Here is a 23,939-nt window from a genome sequence, read left to right on the forward strand (position 1 = left end):
AACACTCAAAATTAGTATCAATCCAATATTATGCGAAAATTACTTTTTGTAATCGCTTTCAGTATACTGTCTATACATATAACTGAAGCACAACAGCCTAAAAAGCCAAATTCAGTAGAAATCCATGAAGCAATTAAAAAACTAAACTTTTTAGGTTCTGTTTTATATGTCGCGGCACATCCTGATGATGAAAACACTAGACTAATTTCTTATATGTCTAATCAGATTAAGGCAAGAACTGCTTATCTATCACTTACTCGTGGTGATGGTGGTCAAAATTTAATTGGTTCGGAAATAAGAGAATTACTTGGAGTAATAAGAACACAGGAATTATTAGCAGCTCGTAATACTGATGGTGGAGAACAAATGTTTACACGTGCCAATGATTTTGGATATTCTAAACATCCTGATGAAACCTTGGCAATCTGGGATAAAAAAGAAGTATTAAATGATGTTGTTTGGGCGATAAGAAAGTTTAGACCTGATGTTATAATCAATAGATTTAATCATAGGACTCCGGGAAGTACACACGGACATCATACATCATCCGCAATGCTTAGTGTAGAGGCTTTTGATATGGTAGCCGACAAAAAAGTATACCCTGAGCAATTGCAATATGTTGATACATGGCAACCTAAAAGATTGTTTTTTAATACTTCGTGGTGGTTTTACGGAAGTAGAGAAAATTTTGAAAAAGCGGATAAATCTAATTTTTTAGAGTTCGACACAGGCGTTTATTATCCGAATTTAGGAATTTCTAATACTGAAATTGCTTCATTAAGTCGAAGCCAGCATAAATCACAAGGTTTCGGGAGTACTGGAACTCGTGGAACACAAACCGAATATGTAGAATTAATAAAAGGAGAACTTCCTAAAGACAAAGCCAATATTTTTGATGGAATTGACACTTCCTGGAACAAAGTTAAAGGAGGGAAAGCCATTGGCGATATTTTATATGAAGTAGAAAAAAGCTTTGATTTCAAAAACCCTTCAGCTTCTGTTAATCAATTAGTAAAAGCGTACCAATTAATACAACAACTAGAAGACACTCACTGGAAAACCATTAAAACAAAAGAAATAAAAGATATTATCACAGCAGCTACTGGTCTTTATTTAGAAGCTGTTGCTACAGAACCTTATACTACTAAGGATAGTGAGATAACAGTTAAAATTGAAGCCGTTAATCGAAGTGATGCTTCAATTCGTCTAAAATCAATTGATATTTCTACAATTGGAATTTCAGAAAATGCGGAAACCGCTTTAGCGAATAATCAAAGAAAAAATTATGAACTAAAAGGAAAAATAATTTCTGGCACAAAAAACACAACTCCTTATTGGTTAAACAATAAGGGAACGTTAGGTATGTACAATGTTACTGACCAAAAACTGATTGGAACACCAGAAACAAAACACCAGACTCAGGCAATTTTTAATATTGAAATCAATGGGACCATTATTCCTTATCAAAAAGATATTGTTTACAAGACTAATGACCCTGTAAAAGGAGAAGTATATAAACCTTTTGAGATTGTTCCTGCCATTTCTGCAAGTATTAAGGACAAAGTAATCATTTATGCTAATGGTCCTGCAAAACAAATTCCTGTCACTATAAAAGCCGGAGAATCTGACTTAACTGGAACTGTTTCTTTAAAACACCCAGAAGGTTGGCAAATATCTCCACAAAATATTAATTTCAGTTTAGCTCAAAAAGATGAAGAAAAAACAGTGATTTTTACACTTACGGCTCCAAAAAATCAAAGTGAAGGTTATATTTCACCTGAAATAAAAATCAAAGGAAAGACATATTCTGATGAGGTTATAACAATTGATTATGATCATATTCCATTTCAGACCATAGTACTACCTTCAGAGACAAAAGTTGTTCGATTAGACATCCAGAAGAAAGGCCAAAATATTGGATATATAGAAGGGGCTGGTGATGTAGTACCAGAAAGTTTACAACAAATTGGTTACAAAGTAACTACTATTAGTCCTGAATCAATTTCTGAAGAAACATTAAAAGTTTTTGATGCTATTGTTGTTGGTATACGCGCATATAATACCGTAGAAGAATTAAAGTTCAGACAGAAATTCCTGTTAGATTATGTAAAAAACGGTGGAAACTTAATTATCCAATATAATACCAACAGAAGACTCAAAGTAACAGATAACTTAGGGCCATATCCTTTGAAACTTTCTAGAGATCGTGTTACAGATGAAAATGCGACTATTAAGTTATTAGCAAGTGATCATCCTGTATTAAACACTCCAAATAAAATATCTAACAAAGATTTTGAAGGTTGGGTACAAGAACGAGGATTATACTTCCCTAATGAATGGTCTAAAGAATACACACCTATTATTTCGGCAAATGACAAAGGAGAATCTGAGAAAAAAGGAGCTTTGTTGATTGCAAAGTATGGTAAAGGATATTATGTATATACAGGTTTGAGCTTCTTTAGAGAATTTCCTGCGGGAGTTTCGGGAGCCTATAGATTGTTTGCAAATATGCTATCTTTAGGGAAATAACTACCATTATGGAAAATTCAAACACTAAAATAGTCTGGAAAAAACTATACACGGTTATATTAGTAGCTAATGCGTTGTATTTACTCCTCTTTTATTGGATTACGACAGTTTTTTCATGAAAATTTAGCACGTAACATTACTTCACAACATACACATATAGATAATTAACATATGCAACTTATAGATTGGATCATACTCATAGGAACTTTATTGTTTATTGTATTATACGGTGTTTGGAAAACTAAAGGAAGTAAAAATGTTCAGGATTATATTCGTGGTGGTAATGAAGCAAAATGGTGGACTATTGGTCTATCCGTAATGGCCACTCAGGCATCAGCTATAACTTTTCTTTCTACTCCGGGACAAGCATTTCATAGTGGAATGGGATTTGTTCAGTTTTACTTTGGACTACCCATTGCCATGATCATCATCTGTATGGTTTTCATTCCGTTATATCATAGGTTAAAAGTATATACTGCCTATGAATATTTAGAAAGTAGGTTTGATTTAAAAACAAGAACTATTACGGCCATTTTCTTTTTGATTCAAAGAGGATTAGGTGCCGGAATTACCATCTTTGCTCCTGCCATTATATTATCTGCAGTATTGGGTTGGGATCTTACTACGCTAAACATAATCATTGGGATATTGGTAATTGTCTATACCGTTTCTGGAGGTACTAAAGCAGTAAGCGTTACACAAAAGCAACAAATGGCTATTATTTTCACAGGAATGTTTATTGCTTTTTTTCTTATAATAAGTTATCTGCCTGATGATGTAACTTTCACAAAAGCATTGGATATTGCTGGAGCTAGTGGAAAGATGGAAGTCTTAGATTTTTCTTTTGATCTTAGCAACAGATATACTGTTTGGACAGGTATTTTAGGAGGAACATTTTTAATGCTTTCTTATTTTGGAACAGATCAAAGTCAGGTACAACGTTATTTATCAGGTAAATCTGTTAAAGAAAGTCAATTAGGACTATTATTTAATGGACTATTAAAAATACCAATGCAATTCTTTATACTCTTGGTAGGAATAATGGTATTCGTTTTCTATCAGTTTAATCAATCTCCATTGAATTTCAATCAAAACTCTGTAGATAAATTATTGTCATCAGAATATTCTAATGATTATAAGGAAATTGAGCAAAAGAATGATGTGCTATTTTCTAGAAAAAAAGAAATAAGTGAAAAGCTTGCAATTACCGGAAATCCTGAATTAAAGACAGAGTTAGCTAATCTGGACAGTATAGAACGGTCATATCGTCTCAATACACAATTCTTTATAAAAAGGGTTGTAGATACAGCATATGCGTCGAAGTATGATAAACTAGAAGCAGAAATAGCTAGTTATGAAGATAAATCATCCGTTAATAAAGAATATAAAACAAAAAAAGATGAATTATTAACATTATATAATGAATCTGCCAAGGACAAAGAGACTAACGATAAGGACTATGTTTTTATATATTTTATACTCAATAATCTTCCGAAAGGACTTATTGGTTTATTATTAGCTGTGATATTATCAGCTGCTATGTCATCCACGGCTTCAGAATTAAATGCTTTAGCATCTACTACGGCAATAGACCTTTATAAACGTAATCTAAAAGAAGAAAAAAGCGAAAAACATTATGTTACAGCCTCTAAATTTTTTACGCTTGTTTGGGGAATATTGGCGATTCTGGTCGCCTGTTTTGCAAATCTGTTTGATAATCTGATACAGCTGGTTAATATTATAGGATCTATATTTTATGGAAATGTATTAGGCATTTTCTTATTGGCTTTCTTTTTCAAGTTTGTAAAGAGTAATGCTGTTTTTATCGCTGCACTCATTACACAAGCTGTCATTATTTTTGTCTGGTGGCAAGATTGGCTTCCTTTTCTTTGGCTCAATGCCCTTGGATGTGGAATAGTAATGTTTCTAGCCATTTTGTTACAAGGATTTATACCAACTAGTAATAATAAAAAGATCGAAATACAATAATGAAAAAGGGAAGCTTACTAAAAGCTTCCCCTTTAAATATTAATATTGCTAAGATTTAGTACATATCACAAATCCACAAACAGGCATCTACATCATCTACCATTGCTACGAATTGTCCATTACAATAGCATTTGATTGTAGAATCTGGTACTGTAGGATCCTCTTTTCTCCCTCCATTTACCTGTTTTTGTTCTACTCTGCTTAAAGTTTTTCCTAAATTTGAAATGTTTTTTAACATGATTAAAGTTTAAATTATGATGAATACTATGACCGTTTAATAACGTTCATATTTTATATCTTCTAGTGAAACTTACTAAATTTATACTTCAGTAGGTTCTGACGGTAGGACTGGATAACCATAACAGCAAGCATCCCAAGTGCTGTTATACGTAGTACCGCTTGGACACGTTGTAGGAGTAAATCTAAATGATGGATGACAAACTAAACCATCTGCATTAGGTCTCAAACCACCATTAACTGTTTTCTGCTCATTTTTGTTTAGCTCTTTACCTAAATTTGAAATGTTTTTTAACATAATTATGAATTTTAAATTATGATGAATAATACTATGATCATTTAATGACACTCATAGCTTATGTCTATTCTTCGCGAAAGAATTTTGATTATAATTAGGTAAGAAACACGAGTAACTTTTACTAATTATGATGTCCTGTTACCATAACAAGTTTTTTGTTACCCAGAAAAATTATCTTTTTTTAATAAAAAACAATAAAGCGCTGATTATCAATACTAAAAAAAGAGAAAAAAGAATACTACAAAAGAAAATATTAAATGAAAATAGTTTGGTATCTGCATCACCAATCAATACAAAACCTGCCCAATAATGTGGTGATGCATCAGATAAAGAAGTAGACTTTAGATACTTAATTTTAGCATTATGCAATGCTTTAGATTTGGTCTGGCCTTTTTCTAAGTTATTATAGAAACTCTCCATAATCTGAGCAGTAGATTTATCATTGGCATTCCATAGAGAAGAAATCACCGTATTGGCACCAGCATAGAAAAACCCTCTAGCTAAACTCATTACTCCTTCACCCTCGGCTATTTCTCCTAATGAGGTATTACAAGCACTTAAGACTACCAATTCTGCTTGATTTCTGGAAGTATATAGCTCACTATATTCTAGGTTCGAATCATGAAAAGCTATCTGAAGTTTATCAGAAAAATTGGCATGTGTAGCCAGATGGATTATCTTATAATCATCTGTATTAGATAAAAAATTATGTTTAGAAGCGTCCTTTTCTTTATAGTTATTTTGGAGCAAATGATTACCTATAGCTTCAATTTCATCAATACTGTGAATAATTTCTTCTAAATTATTATGATTAAAATTTACAGGAGCGAAACTTACTAAATCCTTTGTAGCTTTGCGGTCAACATTGTTATTATGCATTAAAAAAGAAATAGAATATGCATAACTTATTTCATTTTCTTCTATCAAATATCGATTTGTATCACGATCTATTACCAAAGATTCAAAAGGTATGTATTGCAATTTCCCATCGGGAATTATCATTAAATGTTTTTGATGTACGTCTATCGATATCCTGTTCTTAGGAATTAAAAGAGTATATAATTCATTTGCTACTTCTTGGAACATCAGCTTATCCGTTAATGTTTCAAAGGGTTTAGATAATCTTTCTCGATAATTTACAATTAACTCTTCTACAAGTTTTAACTTTCCAATCTCAATAATCTCTGTTTGACTTTTAGAAATTACAACTGCATATAACTTGTTAAACTCATCATCAATTTTATTATAACTACTTACATATGAAATAATTACAGTTTTTTTATCTAAATTCTCTTGAACTTGTGATATTGTAGTAATACTCGTGGTCTGTTTTTCTTTATGATAAGATGGAAACAAAATTTCCAAAGAATCTTCAAAACTTTCTTGTTGTCTTTTTAGTTTAAAACGATTATTTTTCAACGACTTAATAAGACCGTTATCCTTTTCCTCTTTAATAGCTTTCTCTATATCTACAATCTTCTTTTTTAATGTATTTTCTCTTTCCAGAACAACTCCAGGTAGTTTTGATTTATTTGTATTCTTTGATATATCTTCAATTAGAAGTAATGCTTTCTTTTTTTCTGCAAAATAGAATGCTGCTTCTTTTTTATTTAAAATTTCACAGACTAGTATTCCTTTGAGATAAATTTCTGCGGCTTCTTTACGCCAATATAATCTTGAACCTTCTTCTTTACTATCGCGTAAAAGAAGATTTATTAATGTATCTGCAGAAACTAGATTAGAAAGAGCAAGTTCTACATACTTTAGATCTTTTTCTTGATAATATAACTGTATAAGAATAGTAGCTTTTTGGATTAACGCAGAAAGTACATTATACTTATTATAAGCGATCGCTAAAACTTTTTCATCTGGTAAGGTTTCTATTTCATTACCAATATTAACACTCTTTACAAGAGATTTTTGAATATTATTCAGAGCATCTAAATACTGATTTTTAGTAACATAATAATTACTAAAATTATGATAAATCAAAGATTTCTCTTCTTTATTAGTGCTGTATTTTAACCCTTGTCCCAAAAAATAGAGAGCGCTATCTCGCTTTATTATATTTTCAGAATCAATATATAAATTACCTAAATTCGAATATGTTCTCGATATTACAGATGAATCTTTAACTTCTATAGATTTTCTTAGGTTTTTATCGTAGTAGTATCTTGCTTTTTTAAAATTATAAGTTTCTTCGCTATTAAAATAATTCGCATATTCATTATTAAGACTTATGTAATCTCTAACAGAAAAAGGTGATGAAACCTTATTCATAAGTTCATTAGCATTATCTAAGATAATTAGTTTTTTACTTAGGCTATTTGTCGTATTCATTTCGCCCAAAACCTGGGAAAAATCAATGTATTTTTTTAATAGCAGCTTTTTTCTATCGAATTTTTCTAAAATCGAAATTCCTTTTGTATAATAATCCTGTGCTTTAAAAAAATCTCCTTTCTCATAATAGTAATTTCCCAATTCGCAAAATGCTTTGCCTGTACTATATTCATCTTTATTACTATTCACGACGTCTTTGTAAAAAAGACTAGCACTATCAATATCACCTATTTTACTATAAAACAACCCTAAATTGTATAAAGCTTTTGCATATTTATCATTTTTTAGATCTAGTTTTTTATAGAGAGAAATTTCTAACGTTCCATATTTAATAGCCGTACTATATCGTTTTATTTTATAAAGTCTACGTGAATATTCGTGTGAAATTGCAATACCATTAAGAAAGTTGTTATTACTTAAATGAATCGTAATAATACTATCAATATGTTTTTCAGTTTCAGAAGCATACATATCATTACGATCCATAAACGATCTATCATCCTTAGATAACTCCTGGGAATTACCTTTTGGACAAAATATTACTAAGAAAATTAAAAGTTTTAAATACCTAAACACTAGTTTCTTATATAATCTTCACACGTTGCATATATAGTAGCCTTATCTATATCTTCATTATCAGTATCAATAACGGCTTTAGGTTTTCCTTTGAAAAAAATGTACGTATTTACTTCCCAAACTTCCACATCATCTATCTCACAAGAACTCCATCTTACCAAAAGACCTGAAGTTAAATAATTTTGTCTAATAGCATCTTTTGTTAATTCTCTAGTTCCAGGAACATATTCTATCAAAATATTTGTAGTTTCAATACTCATTCGTTTAGTATTATAATACTCGTGATTTTCCTCAATCACAGCATCAGAACTACAGCTAAAAATAAATATAGAACATATCGCAAATGTTACTGTCTTATAAAAATTACCTTTTTCCATTCTTTACTTTTTATAAATTATTATTAATTTTTAGCTAATTGGTTCCCAAAACTTGCATTTTGTTACCCAATCATCGTAAAAAAATTATTTTTGCAACGGACATACTATTTGCGAATGACGGAAAAAACGGAATATCTTACAAGCTTACTGAATAATGATTCTAAAGGGATAATGAAAATATACACCATAGTTTTCCCAAGAGTAAGAAAGTTCATTCTCCAAAATAAAGGACAACAACAAGATGCAGAAGATATTTTTCAGAAAGCTTTAGTGCAAATTACTGTACGATACAGAAAGGAAACATTCGAAATCAATACTAGTTTTGAAGCCTATTTATTTACTGCCTGTAAAAATTTATGGCGTAAAGAATTAAAAAAATCGAAAAACTGGGTAACAAATACTGAAATTGTAGAACTAGTTCCTGAAGAACGTGATCTTGCTTTAACTATTTTAGAACAAAAAAGATGGGAATTGTTTAATGAAAAGTTAAACTTAATTTCTGATAATTGTAAAAAGATATTAATTATGTTTTTCAATAATATTTCTTATGAAGATATCGTAAAAAAAATGAAATATAGCTCCGAAACCGTTGCCAGACAACGTGTTTTTAAATGTAAAGGGAAATTATCTAAATTCATCAAAGAAGATGAGCGTTATAATCCGCTTAAAAAATTATGAGTATAGAAGAAGACATATTAATTCAAAACTTCCTTAAAAACACACTTTCTGAAAAGGAAAGAAGAGAAGTATTATCAAAAATAGCGGTTGATTCAAGTTTTAGAGAAAAAGTAAACTTCGAAAAACAATTGCTTTTTAATCTAAATAATTCTGAATGGAGTCTTAGTAATGCTTATGAGCTACCAGAAGTAAAAGAATATGAGGAATTACTTAAAAGTAGCACTACCCAAGAGCTTAAAAGTACTTTAAGCAACGTCAATACTGAATATCAAAATAGACAAAAGAAAAAAATGAAATCATGGTGGCTATACTCTGGTGCAGCTATGATATTGACATTAATCGGATTAAGCACATTTTTACTTTATAACTCACCATCTAATAAAGAACTTTATACCAATTATATCAATCTATCTGATTTACCTTCATTGGTGGATAGAGGAACTAATAATCAGACTAAACTATTAGTTAATGCCCAAAAACTATTTGAAGCTAAACAATATAAGAATGCTTTACAGATTTTGACCAATGACTTAGATTCTATTCAGCAAAATAAAGCAATAGTTTATTTATATACTGGAATCTCGCAAATGGAATTAAATCAATTCACTGATGCAGAAAAAACTTTTGACAAGTTAATCAACAGTAAATTAATTGATGCTCCTAAAGGAACTTGGTATAAAGCCTTATTATATATCAAATTAGATAAAGTATCAAAAGCTAAGGAGCTTCTTTTTCAAATATCACAAAACCCTAGTACTTATAAATCTAAAGAAGCATCCGAACTTTTAGATACTTTATAATACAATAAATCAAAAAGTCCATCCGTTTTAGGCAGATGGACTTTTTAGTCAATAGTATTATTTTAATTTACATAATACTTACCGTGTAAGTATTGTGTAAATTACATTTTAACATCTTTATCATTTTTCTCGTAGTTAAATAGATAATCGATATCCATTTCCTTTACATCTCCTAGCTTTTTTAAGGCGTTCATGTCGACGTCTTTTTTATTACCTATTACCAGAACATTATAATTTTCGCCCTTAATATTCTCATTAAAGAATGTTTTAAGATCTTCTAATTTCATATTCTTAATGGTATTATACATTTGTTCGCGATTATCATTTTCTATACCTCTTTTCTTAAGACGTTCATATGTCCAGAAAATGTTAGATTTAGTAATACGCTGTGCAGCAATTTTCTTTAACGTAGCTTCTTTTGCTTGATTAAACTGTTCTTCTGCTTCCGGCATATCTGTCATTAATTCCATCATTGCATCTACTGCTTGTGGCATTTTATTGGCTTGTGTACCAACATATGCCATAACATAATCCGATTCTCCTACTTCTCTACCCTGATTATAACTAGAAAAAGCAGAATATGCTAATGATTTTGATTCTCGTATTTCCTGAAATACAATAGATGATAACCCACTACCAAAATAAGTGTTAAACAATCTAGAAGCTGCCATTTTTTTAGAATCAAACTCTGCTCCTTTTGCTAACAATAACATCTCACTTTGTACCATATCATAATCCACAAAATATACATTACCTCCAGTTTCTTTTTCTATATATTTCGTCTTCTCCGGATATTCTAATAAATCAGACTTTATAATGTGATTTTTATCTAAAGAAGCGATAGCACCTTCAACATCATTACCATAATAGAAAATACGTTGTTTAAAATCTCGTAATTCTTTTACTTTATCCACTAATTCTTTTGGATTCAAAGCCTGTAATTCTGAAGCAGTATAGATATTACGTATGCGTGAATTTTCACCATATTTACCATAACTCATAAGTCCATTCCAGAAGATATTACCTTTTTGAGTTTTATTATCCTTACGACTTTTTAAAACTTTATCTACGTATTTATTATATGTTTCTTGATTAGGCACAGCATTATTCCATAAGTCTTCCAATAAAGTTAAACCGGCATCAAGGTTTTCTTTTAGTCCTGAAATGCCAACATATGTCTTATCATCAGCAGTAAATACACTATAATTAACTCCAATTTTATAGAACTCTTGCTTAAGTTGTTCTGGTGTATACTTGTCTGTACCTAAATAATCTAAATAACCTGCAGCTAAAGACATTTTTGGATCATGATCTTTACCCATGTCAAAAATGATATTTAAATTAAAAATATCATTATTAGGGTTTTCGATATATGACACTGATAATCCATTACTTGTCTTGTTTTCTTTAATAGCTGTTTTATAGTCTATAAATTGAGGAGACAATGTCGGAGTTTTGAGTTTGTTAAATTCTTGTAAGAAAATAGATTCCTTATCTCTGTTTAGTTCTATTGGAGTGATACCAGGGTTTTCAACTTTTACGATACCTTTATCTTCTCCTTTAATCTTATGAACTTCTACATAGTTATTAGCATACAGAGTATTTGCAAACTCTACTACCTGTTCTTTGGTAATCTCCTTCATATTATCCAGCATTTCTAAACGATTTTCCCAATCTTGAAAACTAATAAAAGCGTCTAGATATGCATATGCTGTAGAAGATGCATTCTCATATTGTCTAATTTGAGATAAACGTAAATCATTAACAACTGCATCCAGCAACCATTCTTCAAATTCACCTTTTTTAATCTTTTCAATTTGTGCCAACAATAAATCTCTAACTTCATCTAATGTCTGATCTTCTTTTGGTGTTCCATATAATAAATGAAACCCATAATCATTATCAAAATTTGTAAATGACGAAGCATTTTGAACCAATTGTTTTTGATTTAAATTTAAATCAATCAATCCTGCTTGAGAATTTGCAAGCATATAATCAATAAGAGTTACTATTACTTCTTGCTCTGATCCCTTTCCTTCTGTTCTAAAAGCAACATAAATTGATTCAGATGTAGGTCCATATACCTCTTTTTTAACAGGGGCAGCAAGTGGCTTTAATTTTTCAAAGGTAGGATGAGAAACTTCTTTCTTTTTATAAGATCCAAAAGATTCGTTTACTTTTTTTATTGTAGCGTCAAAGTCGATATCTCCTACTAATATTACTGCCATATTATTTGGCACATAGTACTTATCAAAATACCCATGAATGGCCTCCATTGAAGGATTTTTAAGATGCTCTGATATTCCAATTGTAGATTGAGTACCATATGGATGTGTTGGATACAAACCTTCTAGAACAGCAAAATACTGCTTACGGCCATCACTATCTTGTCCTCTATTAAATTCTTCATATACTGCTTCTAATTCTGTATGAAACAAACGTAACACTAATTTACTAAAACGCTCACTCTCTACAGTTAACCACTTATCTAATTCATTGGCAGGTATTTTATTCACATATACAGTTTGCTCATTTGATGTAAATGCATTTGTTCCTTCTGCACCTAACGAACTTACCATCTTATCATATTCATTAGCAATAGAAACTTTAGAAGCTTCTTGAGAAATCTCATCTATCTTCTTATAAATTTCTTTTTTCTTTACTGTATCAGTTTCTTTTTTATGAGTTTCATATAAATCAGAAATTTGCTTTAGAAAAACACTTTCCTTTTCGAAGTCTTGTGTTCCTATTTTATCTGTCCCCTTAAATACCATGTGCTCCAAATAATGCGCTAAACCTGTATTATCTGCTGGATCATAAGTAGAGCCGGCACGCACTGCAATAAGAGTTTGAATTTTTGGTTCTTCTTGATTTTTCCCCAAATATACTTTTAATCCATTATCTAAGGTATACAATCGTAAACCAGTAGGATCATTAGAAACAGTTTCATATGAAAACCCTGCGGGATCTGTATGTTTTTCTACTTTAAGTTCTTTCTCAGATTTTTTTTCTTGATTTGATGAATTCTCACAATTACTCAATAATATTACTAAAGATAAAAGTAAGAGAGATTTTAATGATTTCATTTAAATAGTTTAAGTTAATGTTTCTTTAACGTTCTATTAAACGCAAAATGTTAGCACAAGTTACACTTTTTAATAATACTTTAACAGGGGTAAAAGCAAAAGTCCATAGACTAGAAAGCCTATGGACTTTATTAAAATATTATTAATAGAATACTTTAATTTATATATTATTTTAACCTAAAACTTCGGCAACTTTTTTACCAATCTCTGCTGGAGAATCTACTACATGAATTCCACATTCTCTCATAATAGCTTTCTTAGCTGCAGCAGTATCTTCACTTCCTCCTACAATTGCACCCGCATGTCCCATCGTACGTCCTGCCGGAGCAGTTTCTCCTGCGATAAAACCAACTACTGGTTTAGAAGTTCCACTTTCTTTAATCCATCTAGCGGCATCAGCTTCTAATTGTCCTCCGATTTCTCCAATCATTACAACACAACTTGTTTCAGGATCATTGATCAATAATTCGACAGCTTCTTTTGTGGTAGTTCCAATAATCGGATCTCCACCAATACCAATAGCAGTAGTAATTCCTAATCCTTGTTTTACAACCTGATCGGCTGCTTCATAGGTTAATGTTCCTGATTTAGAAACAATACCTACATTTCCTTTTTTAAATACAAAACCTGGCATAATACCAACTTTTGCTTCTCCTGGAGTAATTACTCCTGGACAGTTAGGACCAATCAAACGACATCCTTTTCCTTTTATATAGTTAGAAGCCGTAATCATATCTGCAACAGGAATACCTTCCGTAATTGTTATTATTACTTTGATTCCTGCATCAGCAGCTTCCATAATAGCATCTGCAGCAAATGCAGGTGGTACGAAAATAATAGTAGTATCAGCTCCAACTTCCTTAACTGCATCTTCTACAGTATTAAAAACTGGTTTATCAAGATGTGTTTGTCCTCCCTTACCAGGAGTCACACCTCCAACAACATTAGTACCATATTCAATCATTTGACCAGCATGAAAAGTACCTTCACTACCTGTAAAACCTTGAACTATTATTTTAGAATCCTTATTTACTAGAACACTCATTGCGTTATGATTTTTTATATTTTTTTAGCAGTTTCAAAAGTACGGTTTTGAACACTATAGTTAAAATTAAAAATCAAAAAAAAATTCTTTTTTGATTTTTAATTTTCTAACACCTTTCTTTTTCAATATTTGGAAAAAATAAAGGTAATTATTCTGATTTTTGAAATCTATTTAGATAAAAATGACTTTAAATTTTCTGGTGTATTATCGCCTTGTTGACTAATCTGATATCCTCTATATAGTTTACCATCTTTTAGTTCCCAAATTGCAATAAAATGAGCTATTGCTTCTTCTTGGTCAGGTCTTTCAATGGTTTTAGCGACATAGGTATATCGAATAGTAACCATTCCGTCCTCTTCTAAAAGGTGACTAATTTCACATCTAAATGTTTCGAATGAGCTGGACATCTCCTTAAACATGGTCTTAATGTCATCGAAACCTTTTTTATTGTAGCCAAAGCTACTATTCCAATTTAATTCTACTTCTGGATGTAAATACTCAGAAAAGGCTTCTATGTTATGAATCAAATCCGTTTGATAAAAGGATTGAACTACCTCTTTTGCTATTTTACTCATCATTCTTTAATTTTTCAATTATTTCGGGTATTTGCCTAATGGCAGCAATTTCTTTATATTTTTTTCTAAAATCATCAGCAGGAGTTCCAAAATAGCTCTTGTTTCCTTCCAGAGATTTACTAACTCCGGATTGTGCCGAAACAATAGCTTTGGTTCCAATTGTTATTCCGCTGGTTACTCCTACTTGTCCCCATACGGTAACTTCATCTTCTATTATTACACATCCGGCAATACCAACTTGAGAAGCGATCAAACATTTTTTTCCGATAACAGTGTCATGACCAATATGCACCTGGTTATCTATTTTGGTTCCTTCTTTTATTGTGGTATCTCCTGTAACTCCTCTATCAATAGTACATAAAGATCCTAAGTCTACATTGTCTTCTATCACAACCCTACCTCCAGAAATTAGTTTATCAAAACCTTCAGGTCGCTTTTTATAATAAAAAGCATCTGCTCCCAATACTGTTCCTGAATGTATAGTTACATTATTTCCGATAACAGTCCCATCATATAAACTTACATTTGCATGAATAAAACAATTATCACCAATTACTACATTATTACCAACAAAAGCATTGGGTTGGACAATAGTATTCTTTCCAATTTTAGAGGTTTCAGAGACTGTTTTCATAGCCTTTTCAAAAGGCTTAAAATACCTGGTTAATATATTAAAATCTCTAAAAGGGTCATCAGAAATAAGCAAAGCTTTTCCTTCTGGACAATCTACTTTCTTATTAATTAATATAACTGTAGCTGCACTTTCTAAAGCTTTGTCATAATATTTAGGGTGATCAACAAAAACAATATCACCGGGCGTAACCACATGAATCTCATTCATTCCAAGTACTGGAAAATCCGGTATACCAACAAATTCTGAAGATATTATAGTGGCTATTTGCTTTAGCGTGTGTGCTTGAGGAAACTTCATTTTATAATTCAGAATTCAGAAATTATTTCTGAATTATTCTTTAATACGTTCTTTATAGGTTCCTTTCTCCGTTTCAACTTTGATTTTGTCACCTTCATTTATGAAAAGAGGCACCATTACTTCTGCTCCTGTTTCGACTACAGCAGGTTTGGTAGCATTAGTGGCTGTATTTCCTTTTACTCCTGGTTCTGTAGAAGTAACTTCTAAAACAACACTTGCTGGCATTTCTACAGAAAGTGGCATCTGGTCTTCTGAATTGATAATAACCGTAACTACGGCTCCTTCTTTTAATAATCCAGGAGCATCAAGAGAAGATTTCTCTAATGTAATCTGGTTATAATCCTCAGTATTCATAAAATGATATGTATCACCTTCTGCATACAGAAACTGAAACTTATGAGTTTCTACTCTTACTTCATCAATTTTATGCCCAGCAGAAAACGTATTATCAATTACTTTTCCAGAAGTTACACTTTTCAATTTTGTACGCACAAAAGCAGGACCTTTCCCTGGTTTTACGTGTAAAAATTCAATAATCTTATATATATCGTGATTGTATTTAATACACAATCCATTTCTAATATCGCTAGTACTTGCCATTGTTATTTTTGTTACTTATTCCTATTATCTAATCTCTAATTAATTACTTAGTTAGAGAAATATCCTTTCATAATACCTCTTTGAGAGTTCTTAATAAACTCCAAAACCTCGTCTCGTTCGGGTGTAGCTTCCATCTCTGCTTCAATAATAGCTACAGCTTGAGAATTATTATAATTGCTTTGATACAAAATTCTATAAATAGATTGTATTTCTCTTATTTTCTCTGTTGAAAAACCTCTTCTTCGCAATCCTATTGAATTTATTCCAACATACGAAAGTGGTTCACGAGCTGCTTTAGCATAAGGTGGTACATCTTTACGAACTAAAGATCCTCCTGTCACAAATGCATGATTACCTATACTGCAAAATTGCTGTACTGCAGCCATACCTGCTAAAACTACAAAATCTCCAACATTAATATGACCGGCAAGTGTACTATTATTAGAAAATATACAATTATCACCTACTATACAATCATGAGCTATATGGCAATATGCCATTATCCAACAGTTTTTACCAATCTTGGTTGTCATTCTATCTGCAGTACCTCTATTGATAGTAACACACTCACGAATAGTAGTATTATCGCCTATTTCGGTAGTAGTATCTTCATCATTAAACTTTTTATCCTGTGGAGTAGCAGAGATAACAGCTCCAGGAAAAATACTACAATTTTTACCTATACGAGCTCCTTCCATAATAGTTACATTGGAACCGATCCAGGTTCCTTCTCCTATAACCACATTATTATGAATCGTAGTAAAAGGTTCGATGACTACATTTTTTGCAATCTTTGCTCCGGGATGAACATATGCTAAAGGCTGATTCATTGATTTGATTTTAATATTTTTAGTATAAACAAATTTTATTTAGTATACTAAATAATTATTTTGATTTCACGATTTGGGCCATAAGCTCCGCTTCTGTCACTAATTTTCCATTAGCGTAAGCAAAAGCTTGCATATGACAAATTCCTCTTCTTATTGGAGTAAGCAATTCTAATTTAAATATTAGTGTATCTCCTGGTAATACCTGTTGTTTAAATTTCACCTTGTCTATTTTCATAAAATAAGTAAGATAATTCTCTGGATCTGGAACAGTGCTTAAAGCAAGAATACCTCCTGTCTGAGCCATTGCTTCTACTTGCATAACTCCTGGCATAACAGGCGCCCCAGGAAAATGACCAACAAAAAATGGCTCATTCATAGTCACATTTTTCATTCCTACAACATGCTTATCCGACATTTCTAAAATGCGATCAATCAATAAAAATGGTGGTCTATGTGGAAGCATAGACATAATTTTATTGATATCCATCAAAGGTTCTTTATTTAGATCAAACTGAGGAACTTTATTACGTTTCTCTATTTTTATAATCTTCGAAAGTTTTTTAGCAAACTGAGTATTAACATAATGTCCAGGCTTATTTGCTATGATTTTTCCTCGAATACGTGTTCCTATTAACGCAAGGTCTCCTATTACGTCTAGCAGCTTATGCCTTGCAGCTTCGTTAGGATAATGAAGAGTAAGATTATCTAATATCCCATTTGGTTTTATAGCTATAGAATCCTTACCAAAGGCAACTTTTAGTTTTTCCATGGTACTAGAACTTAACTCCTTATCTACATATACAATTGCATTATTAAGATCACCACCTTTAATAAGACCATGTTCTAATAACATTTCTAGCTCATGTAAAAAACTAAATGTTCTGGCATCAGCTATTTCTTTCTTAAATTCTGAAAGGTGCTTTAATGACGCATTTTGTGTACCCAAAACTTTAGTACCAAAATCTACCATAGTAGTTACCTGATATTCATCTGATGGCATTACGATAATTTCACTTCCAGATTCTTCGTCTGTATAAGAAATTACATCTTTTACGATATATTCATCTCTTTCTGCTTCCTGTTCTACAATACCTGCTTCTTCTAAAGCTTTTATAAAAAACTTACTAGATCCATCCATAATAGGCGGTTCTGAAGCGTTTAGCTCTATTAAAAGATTATCAATCTCTAAACCAACACAAGCAGCAAGTACATGTTCGGATGTCTGGATGCTTACACCATTCTTTTCCAGGTTTGTGCCTCTTTGCGTATTTACTACATAATTAGCATCTGCCTCTATAATCGGACTCCCTTCTAAATCGACACGACAAAATGCATATCCGTGATTCTCAGGTGCTGGTTTAAAAGTAAGTATAACCTCTTTTCCGGTATGAAGCCCTACTCCTCTGAGTTCGACTTCTTTTTGAATCGTCCTTTGTTTATTTGCAACGGAATTACTCATTGTCATTTATCTTTTTCTCAAGTTTGTATACTCTATCTACAATTTTGGGTAAATTTTTAAAATGTACATAAGATTTATTATAATCAGAGTACCCTAATGCCGGAGATCCTTGAATAGCTTCTCCGTCTTTTATATTTCTTCCAATTCCAGATTGTGCCTGAATTCTAACTTTATTACCTATAACAAGGTGTCCTGCAATACCTACTTGACCGCCAATTAAGCAATATTTCCCAATTTTAGTGGATCCTGCAATTCCGGTCTGGGCAGCAATGGCAGTATGTTCTCCAATTTCTACATTATGAGCAATCTGAATCTGATTATCCAATTTAACTCCTTTACGAATAATTGTAGAACCTAAGGTTGCTCTATCTATCGTAGTTCCTGCACCAACATCTACATTATCTTCTATGATCACATTACCCGTCTGTGGAACTTTACTATATTCTCCTTTCTCATTTGGTGTAAAACCAAATCCATCCGCTCCGACGATTACTCCACTATGAATTACGCAGTTATTACCTATAATCGTTTCAGAATATATTTTTGCTCCTGCAAAAACTACAGCATTATCTCCAATGGTTACATTATCTCCTATATATACATTTGGATAGATCTTGGCATTTTGACCAATATTTACATTATCTCCTAAATAAGAAAATGCTCCTAAATACATATCATCACCATACTTAGCGGTATCCGAAATAAAACTGGGCTGTTCAATACCTGTTTTATTCATCTTTACCATATTATAGTAATCCAATAATTGCGAAAATGCTTTGTAAGCATCTTCAACCCTAATTAAAGTAGTTTTTATATTAGATTCAGCTTCAAATGTTTTATCTACTATAGTAATAGACGCATCCGTAGAGTAAATATATGGGGTATATTTAGGATTAGACAAGAATGTTAACGAACCTTTAGTTCCTTCTTCTATCTTTGCTAGTTTTGATACTTCTACGGTTTCATCTCCTTCGATTTCACCATTCAGTATACCTGCAATTTGTGTGGCTGTAAAAATCATTAGCAACAAAAGTATAAAAAATGTGTTAATCTATATGCTTTGGGTAACATATAAAATATTTAGTTACAGGTTTTGACAATGCCTTTAAATTAAATTGATCCGTAGCACTCACAATATCAACTATTTTACTCGACTTATATAAAATATTTATATTCTGTCTATTTTGATGATATGCTTGATTAGAAATGGTTCCTGTAAACACAAAATAACGAGCTTCTTCATCAGAAATTTTATATTTCTCTTTAAATTCATCAACTCTTCTTTTTATTTTTCCTTCGTTAAACGTTTTCTTCTTTATTTTTATTTTTAGTAAATCCCTATCAATAATCATATTACATAGGCTCCGTAAAACGAAATCATCAGAGGTAGTCCATTCTTTCATAGCTGATACAATATCATAATCATCTAATTTCGAAAAAGTCTCTAAAACATCATCCGTAAAATTATCAGCCGTAATTTTGTTTTCTAAAAAGAACAACAGTGCCTTGCTTGAACTAAGTTTTTTTCCTTGGCCAACTAATTCTTTTGCTCTTTTTAATACTCTAATTAATAAACTTTCTGCGACTAAACTTGTTTTATGAAGATATACCTGCCAATACATAAGACGTCTTGCTAATAAAAACTTCTCTACTGAATATATACCCTTTTCTTCGACTACTAATTCATCATCTACTACATTAAGCATAGTAATTAAACGTTCACTATTTATATTTCCTTCTGCAACACCTGTATAAAAACTATCTCGCTTTAGATAATCCAGACGATCCATATCCAATTGACCAGAAATTAATTGATGAAGAAACTGACGATGATACTCTCCTTTAAAAATTTGTATGGCAAGCGTTAAACTACCGTTAAATTCTTCGTTTATTTTCTCCATAAACATCAAAGAAATTGACTCGTGATTTACTTCATTAACAATACTATGCTCCATCGCATGAGAGAAAGGTCCATGCCCAATATCGTGTAACAATATAGCAGTGCACAAGGCATCTTCTTCTTCTGAAGAAACACTAACCCCCTTAAAACGAAGAACTCGCACAGCATTTTGCATTAAATGCATGCAACCTAACGCGTGATGAAAACGTGTATGATGTGCTCCTGGATATACTAAATAAGAAAGCCCCATCTGGGATATTCTTCTTAACCTCTGAAAATACCTATGCTCTATAAGATCAAAAATTAGTTCATTAGGTATCGTAATAAAACCGTAAATTGGGTCGTTTAGTATTTTAAGTTTATTTCTTTTTTTCAAGTTTACTTTACTTTTGCTAACAAATATATATGTATGAATTCAGAATTACGAATTAAGCAATAGAATTATACAATGTGTATACATTTTAAAAAGTAAAACTGTAATAATTTAGAAAATAAACAGTCAATACAACAGATAAGGTGGTCATAAAATTGAAAAAGTCATATTCTTAAATCATATAACACCTTATAATAATAAATAGCATAAAAAAACAGCCTATAATGAGCAATATAAAGATACTTTGGGTAGATGATGAAATTGATTTACTAAAACCCCATATACTATTCCTGGAAAAGAAAAATTATGAAGTAACCAAATGTCAAAGTGGCACTGAGGCACTAGAAACGCTAGAAGAAAAGAATTTTGACATTGTTTTTCTTGATGAAAATATGCCAGGACTTTCTGGAATTGATACTTTAGCAGAAATCAAAGAAAAAAATGATAGTCTTCCTGTAGTGATGATTACTAAGAGTGAGGAAGAATATATCATGGAAGAAGCAATCGGAAGTAAAATTGCGGATTATCTTATTAAACCTGTTAATCCAAATCAAATATTATTAAGTCTAAAAAAGAATCTAGATCACTCCAGATTAGTTTCTGAAAAAACTACTTCTAACTATCAGCAAGAATTTAGAAAAATAGCTATGGATATGGCTATGGTAAATTCTTATTCTGCTTGGGTAGAGCTGTATCAAAAGTTGGTATATTGGGAAATTCAACTAGAAGATATTGAAGATACTGGTATGTTTGAGATTTTAGAATCTCAGAAAGTAGAAGCAAATTCCCAATTCTGTAAATTTATTGATAAGAATTATCCGGATTGGTTTAACGGTGATGAAGATGCTCCGATTATGTCTCATACATTGTTTAAACAAAAAGTAGTTCCTGAAATCAGTAAAGACCAACCTACACTATTTATAGTTATTGATAATCTTAGGTATGATCAATGGAAAGCTTTTGAGCCAATTGTAAATAATTACTATAAGAAAGAAGAAGAAATTTCGTATTGTAGTATTCTACCAACTGCTACCCAATATGCGCGTAATTCTATTTTCTCTGGTCTGATGCCTGCCGATATGAAAAAACGACATCCAGATCTTTGGCTAGATGATACCGATGAAGGTGGTAAGAATATGAATGAAAATGAATTTCTTACTGCACAATTACAAAGGCTTGGTTTAGATATACAGCACGAATATTACAAAATAACTAATGAACGTTCTGGTAAAACACTTGCTGCTAATTTTAAAGGACTAAAAGATAATGATCTGACTGTTGTTGTTTACAATTTTGTGGATATGTTATCTCATAGCAAAACAGAAATGGAAGTAATAAAAGAATTAGCTTCTAATGATAAATCCTATAGATCTCTAACTCAGAGTTGGTTTAAGAACTCACCCTTGCTCGATATGATACAGCAAGCACAACAGATGGGATTTAAATTGATAATCACAACTGACCATGGAACGATTAATGTAAAAAACCCTTCAAAAGTTATTGGTGATAAAAACACTAGTCTAAATTTAAGATATAAAACTGGTAAAAGCCTCACTTATGAAAACAAAGAAGTATTGGCCGCAACTAATCCAAAATCTATACACTTACCCTCTATAAATATGAGTAGTTCGTTTATATTTGCTAAAGGAGATTATTTCTTTGCATATCCTAACAACTATAATCATTATGTTAGTTATTATAGAAACACCTACCAACATGGAGGAGTTTCTTTAGAAGAAATGATTATACCTTTTGTAGTATTAAATCCGAGGTAACTATACAAAAGGATTAAAATTTAAATAAAGAATTGCTTCCCTCTCTGTCCGCTTAGGCGGACATCTCTCCCAAAGGGAGAGAAGCCTAAATTCTGCTTTTAATAACATTTTGATTAACTTATTATACCAAAATAACATAAGCCAATTTTTTTATTAAAACAATGACTATTACATATACTCTTGAAGATCTTTCTATAGTAGCAAAGCAGTTAATCTATAACACCAAAAATACAAGTAAGCTATTACTCTTTAATGCAGCAATGGGTGTTGGAAAAACTACCTTAATTAAAGAAATATGCAAACAACTAGGTGCATCTGATACGATTTCTAGTCCTACTTACTCTCTAGTAAATGAGTATAAAGGAGAACACAACACTATTTATCATTTTGATTTTTATAGAATACAAGATGAAGAAGAGGCCTATGATATTGGTTTCGAAGAATACCTCGATATGGTAGACGCTTGGATATTCATAGAATGGTCGGATAGAATCTCTAATTTATTACCAGAAAACTGTGTTAAAATAAAAATAGACCTTCTCGACGATGGTAAAAGAGTACTTTCATTAGGGTAAAAATATGTTAAAAAAGCCATTTTAGTAAAATTTAACAGAATTACTCTTTTTCTTACAATAATAATAAACTATTTTTATTGTTGATTTTTACTAGTATTTAATCGATAAAAAAATGGTTTTCGACAGAAACAACGTAGTATTTTTACTTTTTTTCAGCAACAAAAACAACCTGTTACAGCTCGCGAAATTACAATTTTTTTAAATTGAACAATCATTTGATTTTCATCTAAGTTTGGGATATAACTAATTTTAAATCCTATAAAATGAAAATCACAACAACTATCTTTTTCAGTTTTTTCTTTACCCTAGCTACCTACATGATCTCCGATGTAGATAATAATAACCTGACAAAACCCTATACCTCAACCACACAAAATGACAACACCCAGCAAGGAACAACAACCCCAAAATCACTCGACAAAACAAAAATTAAAGTACCTAAAAATAAGTAGTCTGATTGTATTTCTTATAGCAACAGTACCATTCTTATTTTATATTAATGATATTTTCCCAGATGGCAAAATCTGGGAAAATTCCCTTTTTAGTTATCAAAGTAAATATTATGAAAGTGTTAATGTATTTGTATGGGTACTCCTTGGCAAATTAATTCCACTATCACTATTCATTATTTGGTTTTTCACCTGTAGGCATTGGTGGTATCCAGTAATTCTAATTCCTATTGCCCTATATTCTTTTCAACTTATCTCTTTAATTATTGAGGATTCACAAATAATAAATGATGATGAAATCTTCTATCTTATTCCCATTACCATTATTATTTTATCAGTAGTTTATGCTGTAAGAACTAAAGTTTTTGATATAATTCATGGGATTGATTTATCAGAATTAAGCACTTTTAACAAATCAAACAAAAAGTCCTGGTGGAATAGGCTTAGATAGCTATTAGGTATTCTACTCATTGTATATCATCAAATCAAATTATCATAAACAGTATTCTTTCTGACT

At 31.3% G+C, this 23,939-nt stretch carries 20 protein-coding genes; 7 read left to right on the forward strand and 13 right to left on the reverse strand.

From position 1 onward, the window contains the following. The first annotated feature begins 30 nt into the window (after positions 1-30). Positions 31-2,529: a PIG-L family deacetylase gene (locus Q0829_RS04420; protein WP_298540378.1), complete on the forward strand. Its 2,499-nt coding sequence runs from the start codon at positions 31-33 to the stop codon at positions 2,527-2,529. Between the two features lie 171 nt (positions 2,530-2,700). Beyond that, a complete protein-coding gene (locus tag Q0829_RS04425) occupies positions 2,701-4,518 on the forward strand; it encodes a sodium:solute symporter (protein ID WP_298540381.1) in 1,818 nt (605 codons plus the stop codon). Positions 4,519-4,573: 55 nt separating this feature from the next. Here Q0829_RS04425 and Q0829_RS04430 read toward each other — a convergent pair whose 3' ends face one another. The 4 genes from Q0829_RS04430 to Q0829_RS04445 form a co-directional block, all read right to left on the reverse strand. Continuing rightward, on the reverse strand, positions 4,574-4,756 hold the full coding sequence (locus Q0829_RS04430; RefSeq protein WP_298540383.1) for a hypothetical protein: 183 nt from the start codon (positions 4,754-4,756) through the stop codon (positions 4,574-4,576). Between the two features lie 81 nt (positions 4,757-4,837). Beyond that, positions 4,838-5,053, reverse strand: coding sequence for a hypothetical protein (locus Q0829_RS04435; RefSeq protein ID WP_298540385.1), 216 nt, complete (start codon positions 5,051-5,053; stop codon positions 4,838-4,840). 171 nt (positions 5,054-5,224) lie between these two features. Beyond that, a complete protein-coding gene (locus Q0829_RS04440) occupies positions 5,225-7,879 on the reverse strand; it encodes a CHAT domain-containing tetratricopeptide repeat protein (protein ID WP_298540388.1) in 2,655 nt (884 codons plus the stop codon). Between the two features lie 89 nt (positions 7,880-7,968). After that, positions 7,969-8,346: a hypothetical protein gene (locus tag Q0829_RS04445; protein WP_298540390.1), complete on the reverse strand. Its 378-nt coding sequence runs from the start codon at positions 8,344-8,346 to the stop codon at positions 7,969-7,971. 114 nt (positions 8,347-8,460) lie between these two features. Between Q0829_RS04445 and Q0829_RS04450 the strand changes: the two genes are divergently transcribed. Both Q0829_RS04450 and Q0829_RS04455 read left to right on the forward strand, forming a co-directional pair. Next, positions 8,461-9,024: a sigma-70 family RNA polymerase sigma factor gene (locus tag Q0829_RS04450; protein WP_298540392.1), complete on the forward strand. Its 564-nt coding sequence runs from the start codon at positions 8,461-8,463 to the stop codon at positions 9,022-9,024. Beyond that, complete coding sequence (locus tag Q0829_RS04455; protein ID WP_298540394.1) at positions 9,021-9,824, forward strand: hypothetical protein; 804 nt, start codon at positions 9,021-9,023, stop codon at positions 9,822-9,824. Before Q0829_RS04450 ends, Q0829_RS04455 begins: the two co-directional genes overlap by 4 nt. 101 nt (positions 9,825-9,925) lie before the next feature. On the opposite strand, the gene Q0829_RS04460 is transcribed toward Q0829_RS04455, so the two are convergent. From Q0829_RS04460 to Q0829_RS04500, 9 genes are all read right to left on the reverse strand, one after another. Then, positions 9,926-12,910, reverse strand: coding sequence for an insulinase family protein (locus Q0829_RS04460; RefSeq protein WP_298540396.1), 2,985 nt, complete (start codon positions 12,908-12,910; stop codon positions 9,926-9,928). A 172-nt stretch (positions 12,911-13,082) separates the two neighbouring features. Then, positions 13,083-13,955, reverse strand: a complete 873-nt coding sequence (gene sucD / locus Q0829_RS04465) for a succinate--CoA ligase subunit alpha (protein WP_298540399.1) — start codon at positions 13,953-13,955, stop codon at positions 13,083-13,085. A 167-nt stretch (positions 13,956-14,122) separates the two neighbouring features. Next, the gene (locus Q0829_RS04470; RefSeq protein ID WP_298540401.1) at positions 14,123-14,530 is read right to left on the reverse strand and encodes a nuclear transport factor 2 family protein; all 408 of its coding nucleotides are present in this window, start codon (positions 14,528-14,530) and stop codon (positions 14,123-14,125) included. Beyond that, on the reverse strand, positions 14,523-15,461 hold the full coding sequence (locus Q0829_RS04475; protein WP_298540403.1) for a UDP-3-O-(3-hydroxymyristoyl)glucosamine N-acyltransferase: 939 nt from the start codon (positions 15,459-15,461) through the stop codon (positions 14,523-14,525). Before Q0829_RS04475 ends, Q0829_RS04470 begins: the two co-directional genes overlap by 8 nt. Before the next feature lie 33 nt (positions 15,462-15,494). Continuing rightward, positions 15,495-16,061, reverse strand: coding sequence for an elongation factor P (gene efp, locus Q0829_RS04480; protein WP_298540405.1), 567 nt, complete (start codon positions 16,059-16,061; stop codon positions 15,495-15,497). A gap of 47 nt (positions 16,062-16,108) precedes the next feature. Then, positions 16,109-16,891 (reverse strand): acyl-ACP--UDP-N-acetylglucosamine O-acyltransferase, encoded by a 783-nt coding sequence (lpxA, locus tag Q0829_RS04485; RefSeq protein ID WP_298540407.1) that lies wholly within the window; start codon positions 16,889-16,891, stop codon positions 16,109-16,111. 55 nt (positions 16,892-16,946) lie between these two features. Then, complete coding sequence (locus Q0829_RS04490; protein ID WP_298540410.1) at positions 16,947-18,350, reverse strand: bifunctional UDP-3-O-[3-hydroxymyristoyl] N-acetylglucosamine deacetylase/3-hydroxyacyl-ACP dehydratase; 1,404 nt, start codon at positions 18,348-18,350, stop codon at positions 16,947-16,949. Continuing rightward, positions 18,343-19,371 carry a UDP-3-O-(3-hydroxymyristoyl)glucosamine N-acyltransferase gene (gene lpxD / locus Q0829_RS04495; protein ID WP_298540412.1) on the reverse strand — a complete coding sequence of 343 codons (1,029 nt, stop codon included), beginning with the start codon at positions 19,369-19,371 and terminating at the stop codon, positions 18,343-18,345. Before lpxD ends, Q0829_RS04490 begins: the two co-directional genes overlap by 8 nt. Before the next feature lie 25 nt (positions 19,372-19,396). After that, positions 19,397-20,626 (reverse strand): HD domain-containing protein, encoded by a 1,230-nt coding sequence (locus Q0829_RS04500; RefSeq protein WP_298540414.1) that lies wholly within the window; start codon positions 20,624-20,626, stop codon positions 19,397-19,399. A 221-nt stretch (positions 20,627-20,847) separates the two neighbouring features. Between Q0829_RS04500 and Q0829_RS04505 the strand changes: the two genes are divergently transcribed. The 3 genes from Q0829_RS04505 (at position 20,848) to Q0829_RS04515 (ending at position 23,873) form a co-directional block, all read left to right on the forward strand. Beyond that, positions 20,848-22,398: a PglZ domain-containing protein gene (locus tag Q0829_RS04505; RefSeq protein ID WP_298540416.1), complete on the forward strand. Its 1,551-nt coding sequence runs from the start codon at positions 20,848-20,850 to the stop codon at positions 22,396-22,398. Between the two features lie 161 nt (positions 22,399-22,559). Beyond that, entirely contained in the window at positions 22,560-22,973 is a 414-nt protein-coding gene (gene tsaE / locus Q0829_RS04510) for a tRNA (adenosine(37)-N6)-threonylcarbamoyltransferase complex ATPase subunit type 1 TsaE (protein ID WP_298540419.1), read from the forward strand. A 375-nt stretch (positions 22,974-23,348) separates the two neighbouring features. Further along, complete coding sequence (locus Q0829_RS04515; RefSeq protein WP_298540422.1) at positions 23,349-23,873, forward strand: hypothetical protein; 525 nt, start codon at positions 23,349-23,351, stop codon at positions 23,871-23,873. Positions 23,874-23,939 lie beyond the last annotated feature (66 nt).

It is taken from the genome of uncultured Aquimarina sp. (assembly GCF_947492405.1).
GTDB lineage: Bacteria > Bacteroidota > Bacteroidia > Flavobacteriales > Flavobacteriaceae > Aquimarina.

Bases quoted from the DNA above. Each gene is read 5' to 3' on its own strand.
- lpxD (WP_298540412.1), bottom strand. From the start codon at position 19,371: ATGATTTTTACAGCCACACAAATTGCAGGTATACTGAATGGTGAAATC.
- Q0829_RS04455 (WP_298540394.1), top strand. From the start codon at position 9,021: ATGAGTATAGAAGAAGACATATTAATTCAAAACTTCCTTAAAAACACA.
- Q0829_RS04460 (WP_298540396.1), bottom strand. From the start codon at position 12,910: ATGAAATCATTAAAATCTCTCTTACTTTTATCTTTAGTAATATTATTG.
- lpxA (WP_298540407.1), bottom strand. From the start codon at position 16,891: ATGAATCAGCCTTTAGCATATGTTCATCCCGGAGCAAAGATTGCAAAA.
- Q0829_RS04420 (WP_298540378.1), top strand. From the start codon at position 31: ATGCGAAAATTACTTTTTGTAATCGCTTTCAGTATACTGTCTATACAT.
- Q0829_RS04505 (WP_298540416.1), top strand. From the start codon at position 20,848: ATGAGCAATATAAAGATACTTTGGGTAGATGATGAAATTGATTTACTA.
- Q0829_RS04435 (WP_298540385.1), bottom strand. From the start codon at position 5,053: ATGTTAAAAAACATTTCAAATTTAGGTAAAGAGCTAAACAAAAATGAG.
- tsaE (WP_298540419.1), top strand. From the start codon at position 22,560: ATGACTATTACATATACTCTTGAAGATCTTTCTATAGTAGCAAAGCAG.
- Q0829_RS04445 (WP_298540390.1), bottom strand. From the start codon at position 8,346: ATGGAAAAAGGTAATTTTTATAAGACAGTAACATTTGCGATATGTTCT.
- Q0829_RS04430 (WP_298540383.1), bottom strand. From the start codon at position 4,756: ATGTTAAAAAACATTTCAAATTTAGGAAAAACTTTAAGCAGAGTAGAA.
- Q0829_RS04515 (WP_298540422.1), top strand. From the start codon at position 23,349: ATGACAACACCCAGCAAGGAACAACAACCCCAAAATCACTCGACAAAA.
- Q0829_RS04440 (WP_298540388.1), bottom strand. From the start codon at position 7,879: ATGGATCGTAATGATATGTATGCTTCTGAAACTGAAAAACATATTGAT.
- Q0829_RS04470 (WP_298540401.1), bottom strand. From the start codon at position 14,530: ATGAGTAAAATAGCAAAAGAGGTAGTTCAATCCTTTTATCAAACGGAT.
- Q0829_RS04475 (WP_298540403.1), bottom strand. From the start codon at position 15,461: ATGAAGTTTCCTCAAGCACACACGCTAAAGCAAATAGCCACTATAATA.
- sucD (WP_298540399.1), bottom strand. From the start codon at position 13,955: ATGAGTGTTCTAGTAAATAAGGATTCTAAAATAATAGTTCAAGGTTTT.
- Q0829_RS04450 (WP_298540392.1), top strand. From the start codon at position 8,461: ATGACGGAAAAAACGGAATATCTTACAAGCTTACTGAATAATGATTCT.
- Q0829_RS04425 (WP_298540381.1), top strand. From the start codon at position 2,701: ATGCAACTTATAGATTGGATCATACTCATAGGAACTTTATTGTTTATT.
- efp (WP_298540405.1), bottom strand. From the start codon at position 16,061: ATGGCAAGTACTAGCGATATTAGAAATGGATTGTGTATTAAATACAAT.
- Q0829_RS04490 (WP_298540410.1), bottom strand. From the start codon at position 18,350: ATGAGTAATTCCGTTGCAAATAAACAAAGGACGATTCAAAAAGAAGTC.